Origin of the sequence: Aquirhabdus parva, assembly GCF_003351745.1 — a bacterium.
Lineage (GTDB): Bacteria > Pseudomonadota > Gammaproteobacteria > Pseudomonadales > Moraxellaceae > Aquirhabdus > Aquirhabdus parva.
This window is the reverse complement of sequence record NZ_CP031222.1, coordinates 3,579,859-3,594,368: the sequence shown is the minus strand read 5'-3', so window position 1 is coordinate 3,594,368 and position 14,510 is coordinate 3,579,859. Positions and strand designations below refer to the sequence as shown.

The window sequence follows — 14,510 nt, the reverse complement described above, 5'->3', positions numbered from 1 at the left end:
GTTTTGGATTTTTTGGATGCTTTGTTTATCGGTTCTATCGCCTCTGGTGCGCCAATATGATCACCGCTGTTTACTTCGGATGTTGTTACAAGTGGTTCAGTTTGATCGGTTTGGCAGGCAATACATAAGCCCGCGATTTCAATCGTTGCTTGCTTAGGCACGAAGCCGCCTTGATTGGCAAGGCTTTTAAGGATGCTTTGTAAGTCACTGGATTCCGCTTCATCTACGCGATGACAGTTCTGGCAAATGAGGAATGCGGCTTCATGGCCTTGCCGCGGATGGCAGCACGGCACAAACGAGTTGATGGAAGTCAGACGATGAATAAAGCCTTGTTCCAATAGGAAGTCAAGGGTGCGATAAACCGTCGGCGGTGCGGGTGGACGGCCTTGATGAGCCATTTGTGCGAGTAGATCATAAGCACCGATGGGTTTGCCGGCCTCTAAAATCAACTTTAACACCTCACTGCGTAGTGGTGTCCAGCGCACGCCACGAATTTGACATTCTTGCTCTGCGTCTGCGATACGAGTGGTGATCGAGTGCGTATGAGTATCATGTAGGCTGTTATTATGATTGTGATTTTTTATAGTATGATCATGGTTGTGATGTGAGTAACCGCAGCTTGCAGCATCGTGCGCTGTGGATTCGATAAAAGGTTTAGTCATAGTGATCGCCTCGCGGGACAATAAGTTGGATTGCCACTTACGCAAACATAATGTAATAGTGTAACATAATTGCACTATTTAAGTATTGAGAACCCCGTCGCCATGCAACTTTTTCATCGCCTGTTTTTGGGTATTGTGGCGACTCTGCTGGTTGGCTTACCGTATGCGCAGGCGGGGACTTTAGTTGCGACAACGCATCCTTTATACCTGATTGCTCAAGCGGTGACGCAGGGCATTGAACAGCCAGTTGCTTTACTGCCGCCAGCTTCCAGTGGTCATGATGTGAATCTGCGCCCCTCTGATCGTCTCTTGCTGAAACAGTCCGATTTTGTGGTCTGGTTTGGGCGTGACTATGAGGCATCTCTTAAAGATATTCTTGAACATCAGCGCAATGCAGTTGCGCTCTATGATCTCAAAGCTTTTCACCGCTTGCCCTTGCGGGATGTTCAGGGTCAGCCAATTAAAGATTCGTTTGATCCGCATATTTGGTTGGATCCTGCCAATGCCATTGGCATTGCCTATGCGATTGCGACCGTACGTGCGAAGCAGTTCCCGGCGAAATCACGGCTCTATTTGCAAAACGCGCAAAAGTTCAGTGAACATTTGCTTGCCGTTGTCCATGTTGAGCAAGCCAATCCTCCGCGTCACTATTGGGCATATCACGATGCCTATCAGTATCTAGAGCATGCCTTAAATTTAAAATTTGCTGGCGCACTGACCGCGGATGCCGAGTTACCGCCGAGTGGCGGTCAACTCATATGGCTTAGCCAACATCGGCCTTCAAGCACAGCGGTGTGTTTGTTTGCAGAACGTACTCCTGCGGCTTCATTGATTCAAAAGCTCAGTCCTGTACAGTCGTATCCGATTGACGAGGTCATGGCGGGTGCAACGAATTTTGTCGATGGCTGGCAGGCAATCGCGCAGCAATTCAAAAAATGTACACCCTAAAGAGTGACTCAAAATGACCGCGCGTTTAAATAAAAAATCAATCATTTTCTTGCGTACGCTTGCAACAAAGTCGTCACATAACTATAATGAGCGCGCTGCAAAGTGGCGATTTTTCGACCACTGCGCCGTCATCGTTAAGCGATTAGTTGAGTTCAGTGTGAGTGTGGTTACGAGATGAGTAAGCCCAGTCCTTTGATTCAACGTGAATTTCCTACGGGTTTGGTTATTGTTCAGGCTTGTATAATTCCGCTCGCTGCCATCGTTGGTTATATGCTTTTTAATTCATTGGCTGCAAAAAGTGCAGCTATTGGCGCGTTTATTAGCTGGCTAGGTAGCGGTTATGCGACGTGGAAAGCGTTCCGACTGGGTGGTAACGGTCAATTGATGCTGGCAAGTTTTTACCAAGGATTGATTGGTAAGTTTGTCATTGTGATCATGGGTTTTTTTATCGTCTTTCGGACAGTAAATCCCTTGTCAGGCGGTTCGCTGTTATTGGGTTTTGCGGCAGTACAGGCCATGGCTTGGTTATATCCCATGGTCTATGGTGAGCGGTCTAAGACCTGAGCGGTGTGACATTTCATCGAAATGTCTTGTTGGTTGGATAGAATGTTGTAGCGCGACGTTGAAGTTTTTGGGTGGTGTGGTCTTTTTTCGAAATAAATGTCTTTATAAAAAGTACGCGATTTTAGGAAAGAGAAGAGGTTCAACGTATTGAGAAATACGCGCTGAACGAAAAATTTATAGAATTTTGTGGTTTGGAATTTTGAGCTTTGAATGTGCTGATCTGTCCGATTGACAATCAGGTGTTTAATGTCTCTTTTTAGTTTTCATATTAACTTAGTCTTATTAGGTGTGCCCAATGGCTGAACAGCAGACACTCACCTCCTCCGAGTATATTTCCCACCACCTGACTCACCTGACCTATGGAAAAAATCCAGAAACAGGCAGTTGGACCATTGCGCATGACGCAGCGGAAGCCAAAGCGATGGGATTTAATTCCGTCAATCTGGATTCGTTGGGTTGGTCCATTGGTTTAGGGATCGTTTTTTGTGCATTGTTTTGGTTGGTTGCTCGCCGCGTAACAGCGGGTGTACCAGGTGGACTGCAAGCTGCGATTGAAATGATCGTTGAGTTTGTGGATACCAGTGTACGTGATACTTACCATGGCAAATCAAAATTGATTGCCCCGCTTGCCTTAACGATTTTTGTGTGGATTTTCCTCATGAACTTCATGGATTTGATCCCTGTTGATTTTATTCCAAGAGCAGCACAGTGGGTTGGTGTGAACTTCTTTGGTGCTGATGCGCACTCAGTTTTCTTTAAAGTTGTGCCAACCACCGATCCGAACATCACCATGGGGATGTCCTTGTCCGTGTTTGTCCTGATCATTTTCTTTAGCATTAAAGAAAAAGGTGTAGGCGGCTTTATCGGTGAACTGACATTGCAACCGTTCTCTGCAAAAAACAAGTTACTTCAATTGATCTTGATTCCAATCAATTTCTTCTTGGAAATCGTTGTTTTTATCGCACGCCCAATCTCTTTGGCACTGCGACTGTTCGGTAATATGTACGCCGGTGAGTTGATCTTTATTCTGATCTGCTTGTTGCCTTGGTGGTTGCAGTGGTCGTTGTCTGTGCCTTGGGCGATCTTCCATATTCTGATTATCAGTTTGCAAGCGTTTATCTTCATGATGCTGACGATTGTTTACTTGTCGATGGCGAGCGAGAAGCACTAAGCGTGCTTCCTTGCTGTGCATCGCTTGCGGTACCTGTTTTGTTATTGTTTTGATTTTATGTTTTTTGCTTTACAACAATTTTGTTTTTTTGTTTTAACCAACCTTGAGGTCACTCTAAATGGAAAGTTTAATCGGTTTATCAGCTATTGCTGGCGCGCTTCTTCTGGCTTTTGGTGCACTTGGTGCAGCGATTGGTATTGGTATCCTCGGTGGTCGTTTCATCGAAGCGATTGCACGCCAACCAGAACTCGGCCCACAATTGCAAACCAAATTCTTCGTGGTCATGGGTCTTGTTGACGCTGTACCAATGATTGCTGTTGGTCTGGGCTTGTTCATCATTTTCAGTAACCCATTCGTTGGTCAAGCTAAAGAAGCTGCCGCTGCTGCCCCAGTTGCTGTTGTTGCTCCTGCTGCTCACTAATTTTCCCCCCGTAATATGATTTGAGGGAAATACCATGGATATTAATTTAACCCTGTTGGGACAAATTATAGCGTTTGCACTGTTTGTTGCATTCTGCTTGAAATTTGTCTGGCCACCGCTGATCAACGCTATTCAAGAACGTCAAGGCAAAATCGCTGACGGTCTGAATGCGGCTGAAGCTGCGAAAGCCGAACTGGCAACTGCCCAGAACCAAGTACAGGAAGAACTGAATGCGTCTAAAGCGCAAACAGCACAGTTGATTGATCAAGCAAACCGTCGCGCTGCTCAATTGATCGAAGATGCTCGTACGCAAGCGATTGCTGAAGGTGAGCGTATTCGTCAACAAGCCCGTGAGTCGATTGATCAAGAGATTAACCAAGCGCGTGAAGCGTTGCGTAGTCAAGTTGCTGCTTTGGCCGTTTCAGGTGCTGAAAAAATCCTGAAAGCCCAAGTGGATCAAAATGCCCATGCCGCTATGCTTACTCAGCTAGCTGCTGAACTGTAATCGAGGCGAATCATGGCTGAACTATCAACGCTAGCGCGCCCTTATGCCAAAGCGGCCTTTGCTTTCGCGCAAGAACAGCGCGATGCAGCAAATGGCATCGAGGCATGGTCAAAGGCGCTTGCGAGCGCAAGTGCGGTTGTTCAGGATCAGACATTTGCTGACTATTTGAAACGCCCAACTTTGGGCTATCAGCAACGCGTTCAAGCCTTGACAACAGTTTTAGAAGGTCAGATCACCGAGGGTGTGCGTAATTTTCTCACCCAACTCGCTGAACATGATCGTCTATCGCTGTTGCCTGAAGTTTCTGCAGAGTTTGAATTGCAGAAGGCTCATGGCCTGAATGAGACTGATGTGATCATTGAGTCAGCGTTTCCGCTGACCGCTGAGCAACAACAAGCATTAAGCGATCGCTTGGCAACTCGTTTTGGTACAAAGATTAATAGTCAGGTTGAAGTCAAACCTGAATTGATCGCCGGTGTTGTAATCCGCGCGGGTGATCAAGTCATCGACGATTCTGTCCTTGGCAAATTGGAAAAACTACGCACAAGCCTGCTGGCTGGATGATTTAACATCGTCGCCAGCAGTACGAAAGCTATTTTTTTAAAAGTATTTTTTGATTTTTCAAAAACAAATTGAGGAAAGCGCAATGCAACAACTGAATCCATCTGAGATCAGTGCGCTCATTAAACAGCGTATCAGCGATCTGGACACCAGCGCCGAAGCCCGCAACGAAGGTACTATCGTCATGGTATCTGACGGTATCGTGCGGATTCACGGTCTGGCTGATGCAATGTATGGTGAGATGATCGAATTTGACGGCGGCCTCTATGGCATGGCACTGAATCTAGAACAGGATTCAGTCGGCGCGGTCGTTCTGGGTGACTTCTTGAACTTACAAGAAGGTCAAAAAGCCCGTTGTACAGGTCGTATTCTTGAAGTTCCAGTAGGTCCTGAGCTGCTTGGCCGCGTTGTAGACGCGCTGGGTAACCCGATCGACGGCAAAGGTCCGATCAATGCAAAACTGACTGATAAAGTCGAAAAAGTTGCTCCAGGCGTGATCTGGCGTCAATCCGTTGATGAGCCAGTACAAACTGGTTATAAAGCGGTTGATACCATGATTCCAGTGGGTCGCGGTCAACGTGAGTTGATCATTGGTGACCGTCAAACTGGTAAAACTGCTTTGGCAATTGACGCGATCATTGCTCAAAAGCATTCTGGCATTAAATGTATCTATGTTGCGATCGGTCAGAAACAATCGACCATTGCTAACGTTGTACGCAAACTCGAAGAAACTGGCGCATTGGCGTACACCACTGTTGTGGCGGCTAGTGCTTCTGATCCAGCATCACTATTGTTCCTCGCGCCATACTCTGGCTGTACCATGGGTGAATACTTCCGTGATCGTGGTGAAGATGCATTGATCATCTATGATGACTTGTCAAAACAAGCGGTTGCTTATCGTCAAATCTCCCTCTTGTTACGTCGTCCACCAGGTCGTGAAGCGTACCCAGGTGACGTGTTCTATCTCCATTCCCGTCTGCTTGAGCGTGCTGCGCGCGTTTCTGCTGATTATGTTGAGAAGTTCACCAACGGTGCGGTAACCGGCAAGACTGGTTCATTGACTGCATTGCCAATCATTGAAACCCAAGCGGGTGACGTCTCTGCATTCGTTCCAACCAACGTGATTTCGATCACCGATGGTCAGATCTTCTTGGAATCATCACTGTTTAACTCAGGCATCCGTCCTGCGGTTAACGCGGGTATTTCGGTATCGCGTGTGGGTGGTGCAGCTCAGACCAAGATTATCAAAAAATTGTCAGGCGGTATCCGTACAGCTTTGGCGCAGTATCGTGAATTGGCAGCATTTGCTCAGTTTGCATCTGACCTTGATGAGACAACCCGTAAGCAACTTGAGCATGGTCAGCGCGTTACCGAGCTGATGAAGCAAAAGCAATACGCACCGTTCTCATTGGCTGATCAAGCTGTGTCAATTTTTGCATCGAATGAAAATTATCTGACTGACGTACCAGTGAATAAAATTGGTGATTTCGAGTCAGGTTTGCTGGCATTTATGCGTTCACAACATGGTGCTTTAATGACCAATATTGATGAAACAGCAAACTACGATAAAGACATCGAAGCTGAATTGCATAAAGGTATCAAAGCCTTTAAAGCGACTCAGGCCTATTAATCAGTTGAGCCTTAGCCTGTGATCTTCATCACGGTGTTAAGGCTGATCTGGCTTCACATACTGATTTTTACAAAAGCATGGTAAGCGTATGGCAAGTCTAAAAGAAATTCGCGCCAAAGTGGTCAGCATCAAAAGTACGCAGAAAATTACGCGTGCGATGCAATTGGTTGCTGCCAGTAAGATGCGTCGCGCTCAAGAACGCATGGTTGCAGGACGTCCGTATGCCGAAAGCATGCGCCGCGTGATTGCGCACTTAGTGCAAGCACATCCTGAGTTTAAGCATCGCTATATGGTCGAACGCCCTGTTAAGCGTGTTGGTTATATTGTGGTGTCGTCTGATCGTGGACTCGCAGGTGGTTTGAACATCAACTTGTTCAAACGCGTCATTCAGCATGTGAAAGCACAACAAGAGCAATCTGTTGAAGTTCAGTTTGCAGTGATTGGATCGAAAGCGGTAGCTTTCTTCAAGAGCTTTGGCGGAAAAGTCATTTCGGCAACGACCCAATTGGGTGATGCGCCGTCGATGGAACAACTGACTGGTGCAGTGCATGCCATGATGAGTGCGTTTGACAATGGTGAGCTCGACCGAATTTATTTGGTCTCCAATCACTTTGTGAATGCAATGGTTCAGAAACCAACGATTGCCCAGCTGGTGCCTTTGGCAGAAGCTGAAGTCAATGATTGGCGTCTACATCGCGACCACGCATGGGATTACATCTACGAGCCTGATCCAGAAAAAGTATTGAATGGATTGTTGCTTCGTTATATCGAATCGATGGTATATCAAGGTGTTGTTGAAAACGTCGCCTCCGAGCAAGCCGCTCGTATGGTTGCGATGAAAGCAGCGACTGATAATGCTGGTGATTTGATTAAGAGCCTGCAACTGGTTTACAACAAGCTGCGTCAAGCTGCGATTACTCGGGAAATTTCCGAAATCGTTGGTGGTGCTGCTGCGGTTTAACGCAAAACGTTTGAATTTGAATTAACTGTGTCACAGCAGTTAGCAGCATTAACCGAAACTGATGTCGATCATGATCTGAATATCTGATCAACATCAGGTTTGATACTAGATTTTATTTTGAATTGAGGAGACAGCCATGAGTAGCGGTCATATCGTTCAGATCATTGGCGCAGTTATCGACGTTTCATTCGATCGCACTAGCGTTCCAAAGATCTATGATGCTCTGACGGTGGATAACACCGAAACGACATTAGAAGTACAACAGCAATTAGGCGACGGTATCGTTCGTACGATTGCGATGGGTTCAACCGAAGGTCTAAAACGCGGTTTGCCTGTTACTAACACCAATGGCCCAATCACTGTGCCAGTGGGTGATGCGACTCTGGGTCGTATCATGGACGTATTGGGTCGCCCAATCGACGAAGCCGGTCCAGTTGTGACTAAAGATCACTGGGCAATCCATCGTCCAGCACCGAGCTACGCTGAACAAGCGGGTTCAACCGAAATCCTTGAAACCGGTATCAAAGTTATCGACTTGCTTTGCCCGTTTGCAAAGGGTGGTAAGGTTGGTCTGTTCGGTGGTGCGGGTGTAGGTAAAACCGTTAACATGATGGAACTCATCAACAACATCGCGAAAGCACACAGTGGTTTGTCTGTGTTCGCGGGAGTGGGTGAGCGTACTCGCGAAGGGAACGACTTCTATCACGAAATGAAAGACTCTGGCGTTCTTGATAAAGTTGCCATGGTTTATGGTCAGATGAATGAGCCACCGGGCAACCGTTTACGCGTCGCGTTGACTGGTTTGACCATGGCTGAATACTTCCGTGACGAAAAAGACGAAAACGGCAAAGGCCGTGACGTTTTGTTGTTCGTTGATAACATCTATCGTTACACCTTGGCGGGTACTGAAGTATCTGCGTTGCTTGGTCGTATGCCTTCTGCGGTGGGTTACCAACCAACTCTGGCTGAAGAAATGGGTGTTCTACAAGAACGTATTACTTCGACACAAGCGGGTTCGATTACGTCTATTCAAGCGGTTTATGTACCAGCCGACGACTTGACCGATCCATCACCAGCAACCACTTTCGCCCACTTGGATGCGACTGTTGTTCTGTCACGTGATATCGCGTCATTGGGTATTTACCCTGCGGTTGATCCTTTGGACTCTACATCACGTCAGCTGGATCCAGCGATTGTTGGTGAAGAGCACTATACTGTTGCACGTGGCGTACAAACCATTCTGCAACGTTATAAAGAACTCAAAGACATCATCGCGATTCTGGGTATGGACGAATTGGCTGAAGAAGACAAGCTGGTTGTTTTCCGTGCGCGTAAAATCCAACGCTTCTTGTCACAGCCGTTCCACGTTGCTGAAGTATTCACCGGTTCACCTGGTAAGTTGGTATCTTCTAAAGATACGATTGCAGGCTTTAAAGGCATTATTGCTGGTGACTACGACCATATGCCAGAACAAGCGTTCTACATGGTCGGTGGCATCGAAGAAGCTGTTGCTAAAGCTGAAAAGCTCGCAGCCAAATAACGGTCATTTAAACGCGTAATTTAAGCAGGAGAACGCCTCATGGCAACCTTGCATTGTGATGTCGTTAGTGTTGGCGGTTCAATCTTCAGCGGTGACATTAATATGTTGATCGCTGACGGTATCGCCGGACAAATGGGTATTTTGCCGGGCCATGCGCCTTTGGTGACTTTGCTCAAGCCTAGCGCACTGCGTGTGCAGCATTCTGATGGCCACGAAGAGCAGATCTATGTCTCTGGTGGTGTGTTAGAAGTGCAGCCACACGTTGTGACTGTTTTGGCGGACACCGCGATTCATGCCGCGAATTTGGACGAAGCGAAAATTTTGGAAGCGCGTCAACACGCAGAAAGCTTGCTTGCAAATCAAAAAGGTGATTTTGATGCAGCAGCAGCATTAAGCGTATTGGCAGAAACGGCTGCACAATTGCAGACGCTCCAACGTTATAAGTATCGTGCTCAAGTTTAAGAAATCGTGAATAAAAAAGCAGCCTCAGGGCTGCTTTTTTTATGATCGTTTTCCAGTTTTTTAATTATTAGTAAGAATAATCATTAAGCCGAGATCGGAATCGCATCTTTTTGTGGGATGACGACTGGTTTAGGGGTACGTTCAGGCGGTGCAAGCCAGATCAGCACTTGGTCGATCGCGCGTTGGCTATATTGCAATTGCATATGATCCACACCATAAAACACGGCTTTACGTTCTTGCGGGACATTCAATTGATACTCAGGGTTTGAGTGTTCACCGAGAGCGCTCTTGACGCTGACCAGATAATCACCGAGTGCTTCGCGGGTTTTAGAGGGTGCATTTTCGTGTTCGATGGTGCCCGCCATGAAATAGGCTTTGATATTTGAGGGCAGAGGGGCAGGTCTACGATTATCCGCGAAGTCGCCGCGCCGACCGGATTTTAAGTGTTCCCAGTCATCATCACGGATACTGCCCCAGCGCAGGTCAATGATGCCCGCACTGCGTAAATCGCCTAGACGCGCAAGCGCCCCAGCGAATGGGATCTTACCGACTTTGTCCTGCACCATGTAGCTCAAACGCTCAAGTAGGGCCCCTTGATGCGGCGATCCTAAGCAGATTAGGTGATCGACCAGTAAAATCCAGTTGAGACCCATTTGCTTGCCGTAAAACAGCGCACTGCGTGACACCAGACCACCCATGCTATGCCCGATGATATCGATATGGCTGATATCCGGATTACGGATATATAGATCATTCAGCAAATTTGAGAAAGAGCGGCCATTTAAAGAGATACGGCGACCCGTGTTATAGCTGAGATAGAGAACGGTGCAGTCTTGTTGACGATAGACTTGTTCACCCATGCTCTGATATTTGCTCGGGTACCAGCTGTGGATATCCATACATAAGCCATGCACAAAGATCACAACGCGGCCGCGGAGTTCGCCATTAAACACTTTGCCGTGACGGTCATAGGTGAGCATGGGGAGTGCCAGCGGATTACGGTCATAGACCAGATGATCGCCCATAATGCCATTTAAAGCGCTGACCAACATATGTAAGGGGACATTGAGAGGCTTTTCAGCTTGTACGGGACTTAAACGACCAAATGTACGCAGACCGTGTGCAGAATAACGCCCAGCATGCTTAACCCCATAGCGGATCAGCCAGAGAATCTGATTAGAAATGCTTTTTTGCAGTGGGGTTTGGTTGGTTTCGTCGTATAGACCCAAAGAGCGTAGTAAAGTTTCACGATAAATCGCTTGTACAAACTCAGTTGTCCGTGACACGCCAGTTGTTGTCAGTTGTGCCAGTCCTTCGATTAAATCTCCCTGTGTAATGGGCGCTTTGCGTAGACTGCAAAATGGTTCATGCAGAGGTGTTGGGCTAGGCATAAGACTCTCTATGACTGGTTCGTATTTTTATAGATACGGCTTGACTCTATGGGTTAAGGTAATCACGCATCCTTGGCAGCTCAGGTGGCTTGCCAAGGATATGTATACATGGACGCACTTTGAATAGTAGCAATACTAAACCACATATTGCAAAATGTAACCAATTTTATGTATATGGACCAGTTGGTATTGTTTAACTATTTGTCATGTATTGTTATTTTTAAACTAATGATAGTGAAAAAACATCTGTTTTAGCAGGATTCCTGAGTGTTGATTCGTTAAGATACAAGGAGTTTTCATATTATGCCGCAGATTTTTATCGATCATTCAGATCTGGATCGGGCATACTGATACGCAATGAGAGGTGAATGATGCAACTGATTTATATCCATGGTCTAAACAGCGATGCGAACTCGATCAAAGGTCAAATGCTGACAGATTGGTGCGCAATCCATCGTCCTGAAATTCAAGTTTTTCGTCCAGATCTGAATGTGCCGCCATTGCAGGTGATGCAGATTCTAAGTGAGATTATTGCGCGTGATCCTGATACGGGATTGGTAGGCAGTTCTCTGGGGGGCTTTTTTTCAACAGTTTGTGTGGCCAAGTACGGCTTAAAAGCGGTATTAGTAAATCCTGCAACACGTCCCTTTGAGCGCTTCCAGCGTTATTTTACCCATGGCCATCAAGGGTTTACAACAGACGGCGGCTGGACAATTACAGAAAGTGATCTGGCTGATCTGGCCGCTTTATATCAGCCTGTGCCAATCCATCCAGAACGCATCTTGGTGTTGCTTAAACAAGGCGATGAAGTGCTCGATTACCGCGTGGCAGAGGCCTACTATAGCCAAGATGGCGCACAGTCACCGATGATCATTGAAGCCGGTGGTGACCATTTTATGCATGATATGGCGGACAAGATCCCGCTGATGATTGATTTTTTATTTGCTTAACTACTCACTGGAGTAGTTTGTTGCGTTTGTTTTAAAGTCGCATTTACAGTACGATTCATGTCAGTGAGGGGTGTATTGCTACATCTCTAGTCATCATTTGATCGACATGATTACATTAGGAATAAGTGTTTAGTGACTCAATATACTGCCGAATCGCTTGAAGTTCTTTCAGGTTTAGATCCTGTTCGTCGCCGTCCCGGGATGTACACCGATACCACTCGCCCGAATCATTTGGCGCAAGAGGTGATCGATAACGCAGTCGATGAGGCACTTGCGGGTCATGCGAATCAGGTTGAAGTGATCCTGTATAAAGATGGCTCCTTATCCGTGCAAGACAATGGACGGGGTATGCCAGTCGATATCCATCCGGAGTATGGTCAAAGTGGTATAGAGATCATCATGACCAAGCTCCATGCTGGCGGTAAGTTTTCTACGGATAACTACCAGTTTTCGGGTGGCTTGCATGGGGTGGGGATTTCGGTTGTGAATGCGCTGTCGACCCGCGTTAATGTCAGCGTGCTACGGGGTGGCAGTCAGTATCGAATGAGTTTTGAGCATGGCGAGCGCGTCACGGATTTGATTACTACTGAAGGTTTTCCAAAACGCCAGAGCGGTACTACCGTCCACTTCTGGCCGGATGGCAAGTATTTTGATAGTGCCAAGTTTTCGGTGCGGGCACTTAAGCATAATCTTAAAGCCAAGGCGGTCTTGTCCGCAGGTCTGAAAGTCATTTTTACCGATGAAGAAAGTGGTGAGAAACTCACTTGGCAGTTTGAAAACGGGCTAGTGGATTATCTGAAGGATGAACTGCAAGGTCGTGAGACCGTGCCTGTGGAGCCATTTGCGGCAAGTGGCAAGGCAGAGCGTGCGGCGTGTGAGTTTGTGCTATGTTGGTCGGAAGAAAGTGGCGATAGTGTACAAGAGAGCTATGTCAATTTAATCCCGACCGCGCAAGGCGGGACGCATGTCAATGGACTGCGCACGGGCACCACCGATGCGCTGCGTGAATTCTGTGAAATGCGCAACTTGTTGCCACGGAATATGAAGCTATCAGCCGATGACGTCTGGGATGGGGTAAATTTCATCCTGTCACTGAAGTTTCAAGAACCTCAGTTTTCCGGGCAGACCAAAGAGCGTTTGTCGAGCCGTGAAGCGGCACCGATTGTGCAGAACATTGCCAAAGATGCTTTCTCACTGTGGCTGAACAAAAATCCAGAAGTGGGCACCCGCTTAGCGGAAATGGCGATTGAGCGTGCGGGACGTCGTTTAAAAGCAGCGAAGAAGGTTGAGCGTAAGAAGATTGTTTCAGGGCCCGCATTACCGGGCAAACTTGCTGACTGCTCAGGCGCGACTCGTGAAGATACTGAACTATTTTTGGTGGAAGGGGACTCTGCGGGTGGTAGTGCCAAACAAGCACGCAATCGGATTTTCCAAGCCATCATGCCGCTGCGCGGTAAGATTTTAAATACCTGGGAAGTCTCTGCGGATGAAGTGTTGGGTTCGCAAGAGGTGCATGATATCGCGATTGCGATAGGGGTCGATCCTGGCAGTGATGATCTCTCTGAGCTGCGTTACGGTAAGGTGTGTATCCTTGCCGATGCGGACTCGGATGGATTGCATATTGCGACCTTACTTTGCGCCTTGTTTGTGAAGCATTTCCCGGCTTTGATCGAAAATGGACATTTGTTTGTTGCGATGCCGCCGCTCTATCGGATTGACGCGGGTAAGGATGTGCACTACGCACTGGATGATGAAGAGCTGCAAGCCATCTTGTCCAAGATCAAAGGCAAAGCTCCTCAGATTACCCGATTTAAAGGATTGGGTGAGATGAATCCATTGCAACTGCGTGAGACAACCATGGATCCAGATACGCGTCGCTTGGTGCAACTGGATATGGATGATACCCATCTGACCAATGGCCTACTGGATAAGCTCTTGGCCAAGAAGCGTTCTGGTGATCGTAAGATCTGGCTGGAAGAGAAGGGTAATTTGGCTGATGTTTTACTTTAAGACCATGGTCGCATGGGCACGGCAATGCATGGTCTTTAATATTGAGTAAGAAAGCGCTTTAAATCGATGAATCGTCATCGTCATGCGGCATGATCGAGCATGGCGAGGTTTTCCCCATTCCCTACACTGAGAAAGATTATGACTGAATCCCAAGTTGCATTAACGGCAGCCATCCAAGCACTTGATGTTGAGCAAGTCAAAGCGCTCTTGGCGGGTGGAGTAGACCCCAATTTTATCGATGAAGAATACGGCCCTCCGGCAACTCAGATTTGTGATCGCTTGTTTGACTGGTGGGAAACGGTCATGGATGGCTACGAATCTGGTGAACCCTTAGATGAAGCAGAGAAAGCAAAGCTGCTTGCGCCGTATCAAGCGATTTTAAACGCATTAATCGATGCCAAAGCCAATCTCCACCTCTGGGATGCGGAAGAGTTCTTTGGCCCGCTGTGGGATGCGGCAAGCGCGGCTTGTGTGCCAATCGTACAAACCTTATTAGATCATAAAGTAGACCCGAATAAGCGTGATGACGAAGGCATGACAATTCTGTCCTCAATCTGTGACCTGTTCTTTGATGTTGATTTTGACCTGATTGACTGGGAGCAGGCACTGCCTGAAGAAAAAGAGACGCTGGAACTGCTGCGCAAGCATGGCGCGCAAACCACCGCAGAGTTTCTTGCTCACTAAGCTTTTCTCGCGTACTCGATCAATCCATGCCGGAAACTTGTTTTCCGGCA

Annotated in this window: 13 protein-coding genes and 2 pseudogenes; 13 read left to right on the top strand and 2 right to left on the bottom strand. The window is 47.3% G+C overall.

Annotated elements, in window-relative coordinates:
- Nucleotides 1-107 precede the first annotated feature (107 nt).
- A pseudogene (locus HYN46_RS16245) lies at nt 108-584 on the bottom strand (transcriptional repressor); the annotation flags it as partial.
- A 180-nt stretch (nt 585-764) separates the two neighbouring features.
- Here HYN46_RS16245 and HYN46_RS16240 point away from each other — a divergent pair.
- The 10 genes and pseudogenes from HYN46_RS16240 (at nt 765) to HYN46_RS16195 (ending at nt 9,425) form a co-directional block, all read left to right on the top strand.
- The gene (locus HYN46_RS16240; protein WP_114900356.1) at nt 765-1,610 is read left to right on the top strand and encodes a metal ABC transporter solute-binding protein, Zn/Mn family; all 846 of its coding nucleotides are present in this window, start codon (nt 765-767) and stop codon (nt 1,608-1,610) included.
- Nucleotides 1,611-1,784: 174 nt separating this feature from the next.
- Complete coding sequence (locus tag HYN46_RS16235) at nt 1,785-2,174, top strand: ATP synthase subunit I (RefSeq protein WP_114900355.1); 390 nt, start codon at nt 1,785-1,787, stop codon at nt 2,172-2,174.
- A gap of 295 nt (nt 2,175-2,469) precedes the next feature.
- A complete protein-coding gene (gene atpB, locus HYN46_RS16230) occupies nt 2,470-3,345 on the top strand; it encodes a F0F1 ATP synthase subunit A (RefSeq protein WP_114900354.1) in 876 nt (291 codons plus the stop codon).
- A gap of 118 nt (nt 3,346-3,463) precedes the next feature.
- Nucleotides 3,464-3,706, top strand: a pseudogene (gene atpE, locus HYN46_RS16225) (F0F1 ATP synthase subunit C); the annotation flags it as partial.
- Nucleotides 3,707-3,800: 94 nt separating this feature from the next.
- The gene (locus HYN46_RS16220) at nt 3,801-4,271 is read left to right on the top strand and encodes a F0F1 ATP synthase subunit B (protein ID WP_114900352.1); all 471 of its coding nucleotides are present in this window, start codon (nt 3,801-3,803) and stop codon (nt 4,269-4,271) included.
- A 12-nt stretch (nt 4,272-4,283) separates the two neighbouring features.
- The gene (locus HYN46_RS16215; protein WP_114900351.1) at nt 4,284-4,835 is read left to right on the top strand and encodes a F0F1 ATP synthase subunit delta; all 552 of its coding nucleotides are present in this window, start codon (nt 4,284-4,286) and stop codon (nt 4,833-4,835) included.
- An 82-nt stretch (nt 4,836-4,917) separates the two neighbouring features.
- Nucleotides 4,918-6,462: a F0F1 ATP synthase subunit alpha gene (gene atpA / locus HYN46_RS16210; protein ID WP_114900350.1), complete on the top strand. Its 1,545-nt coding sequence runs from the start codon at nt 4,918-4,920 to the stop codon at nt 6,460-6,462.
- A gap of 88 nt (nt 6,463-6,550) precedes the next feature.
- Nucleotides 6,551-7,423 (top strand): F0F1 ATP synthase subunit gamma, encoded by an 873-nt coding sequence (atpG, locus tag HYN46_RS16205; RefSeq protein ID WP_114900349.1) that lies wholly within the window; start codon nt 6,551-6,553, stop codon nt 7,421-7,423.
- 136 nt (nt 7,424-7,559) lie between these two features.
- Nucleotides 7,560-8,963: a F0F1 ATP synthase subunit beta gene (gene atpD / locus HYN46_RS16200; protein WP_114900348.1), complete on the top strand. Its 1,404-nt coding sequence runs from the start codon at nt 7,560-7,562 to the stop codon at nt 8,961-8,963.
- A 39-nt stretch (nt 8,964-9,002) separates the two neighbouring features.
- Entirely contained in the window at nt 9,003-9,425 is a 423-nt protein-coding gene (locus tag HYN46_RS16195; RefSeq protein ID WP_114900347.1) for a F0F1 ATP synthase subunit epsilon, read from the top strand.
- Between the two features lie 83 nt (nt 9,426-9,508).
- Here HYN46_RS16195 and HYN46_RS16190 read toward each other — a convergent pair whose 3' ends face one another.
- The gene (locus tag HYN46_RS16190; protein ID WP_114900346.1) at nt 9,509-10,816 is read right to left on the bottom strand and encodes an alpha/beta fold hydrolase; all 1,308 of its coding nucleotides are present in this window, start codon (nt 10,814-10,816) and stop codon (nt 9,509-9,511) included.
- A 368-nt stretch (nt 10,817-11,184) separates the two neighbouring features.
- On the opposite strand from HYN46_RS16190, the gene HYN46_RS16185 reads away from it, so the two are divergent.
- From HYN46_RS16185 to HYN46_RS16175, 3 genes are all read left to right on the top strand, one after another.
- Nucleotides 11,185-11,766 (top strand): YqiA/YcfP family alpha/beta fold hydrolase, encoded by a 582-nt coding sequence (locus HYN46_RS16185; RefSeq protein WP_228254839.1) that lies wholly within the window; start codon nt 11,185-11,187, stop codon nt 11,764-11,766.
- Nucleotides 11,767-11,898: 132 nt separating this feature from the next.
- On the top strand, nt 11,899-13,776 hold the full coding sequence (gene parE / locus HYN46_RS16180; protein ID WP_114900345.1) for a DNA topoisomerase IV subunit B: 1,878 nt from the start codon (nt 11,899-11,901) through the stop codon (nt 13,774-13,776).
- 135 nt (nt 13,777-13,911) lie between these two features.
- The gene (locus HYN46_RS16175) at nt 13,912-14,460 is read left to right on the top strand and encodes an ankyrin repeat domain-containing protein (RefSeq protein WP_114900820.1); all 549 of its coding nucleotides are present in this window, start codon (nt 13,912-13,914) and stop codon (nt 14,458-14,460) included.
- Nucleotides 14,461-14,510 lie beyond the last annotated feature (50 nt).